This window comes from Nonomuraea fuscirosea, assembly GCF_003001935.1.
GTDB lineage: Bacteria > Actinomycetota > Actinomycetes > Streptosporangiales > Streptosporangiaceae > Nonomuraea > Nonomuraea fuscirosea.
The window spans coordinates 1-1,162 of record NZ_PVNG01000089.1; the positions used below are offsets into that span (position 1 = coordinate 1).

Below are 1,162 nucleotides of genomic sequence, written 5' to 3' on the forward strand. Positions count from 1 at the left end.
AGCCGCCAGGCCGACCTGATCGCCTTGCGATGCCGGCGGATGAGGCCAGCAACGTAGTTCAGCGTTGAACGCGACAAATCGACGGCAGCACGATAGAAAAGCATCCGAAGCCCCTGGTTGTGACGGATCTGGTTGTGGTGATCAATCCATCTACCAGGGGTTTCTTACATCGTCAGGCGAACGCCAGGCTCCCGATCACGCTGTGACCAGCACCCCGCCGCCAGGGGGATGAAATAGCTTCACTGTTCCGTGACAGCGAACCTTAAGTTGAGACAACGGAGTTTGAGCGGTCAGCTGCGACCCCGCGGGTTATGGATGGCTGTTCCAGCTGGTGAGAGCCGGCCGCGTCCAGAGGGTGATGTCGCTGCTGGTAGCAACGGCGAGGGTGAGGCCCGAAGGCGAAAATCCGGCGGCGCGGAAGGTGGAGTAGTTGGCGTGGAAGATGTGCCACCAGCCTTCTCCCGGCGGATCCTTATAGATGCCGCCATCGGCAGAAAGCAGGACGCGGTCGTTGGGCCATTCGGGGCTGACCACGTCGAGGCACCAGCCGTCGGGAGTGGTGCTGTGCAGGCCGCCGCCGAAGAGGCCGGCAATGTGCACCCGGGTGCCCGCGATAGGCCCAAGTCCGGGGCAGGTGAGGTCCGGGGAGGTGTCGGGCGTGCTGGTGTCGGGGTCGGGATCACGATCTCGGGCGATCTTCTCGCCGGTGACCGCATCGAAGAGCCCATGGCCGTCATGGGAGACGACCATGACCAGATCTCTTCTGCTCTCTGGATGGACGGCGAAGCCGATGCCCAGCAGGCCGCCGATGGGCGTTCTGTTGTCCAGCACCGGCTGCCAGGGCGCCGGGGCCTGGACGACGGGAGCAGCCAGAAAGTGCTGGCGCAACCGTTGCTGATAGTCCGAGATCAACCCATCTCCTATGCGGACGCGCTCCGCTGATCACCGTAGGGGATCGAGGCGTCGTGCTCGTCTATGCGTCGTGTCCAGATCTATGCGACACGTCACTCAATCTTCGGCGGCACGAAACTATGGGTCGTCAGCCTTCGGTGACAATGATCAGCCTTGAGCAATAGTCAAGACCTGTGGATCATGAGTTCCTAGGCGGCTGTGGGGACGGGTGATCCTGTTGGGCGTTCGATGAGCTTGCCGTCGATGAATG

The 1,162-nt window shown here is 62.3% G+C and carries 1 protein-coding gene; it reads right to left on the reverse strand.

The window, feature by feature from the left end:
* Nucleotides 1-309: 309 nt before the first annotated feature.
* A complete protein-coding gene (locus B0I32_RS56215) occupies nucleotides 310-912 on the reverse strand; it encodes a hypothetical protein (RefSeq protein ID WP_106253702.1) in 603 nt (200 codons plus the stop codon).
* Nucleotides 913-1,162: the final 250 nt, after the last annotated feature.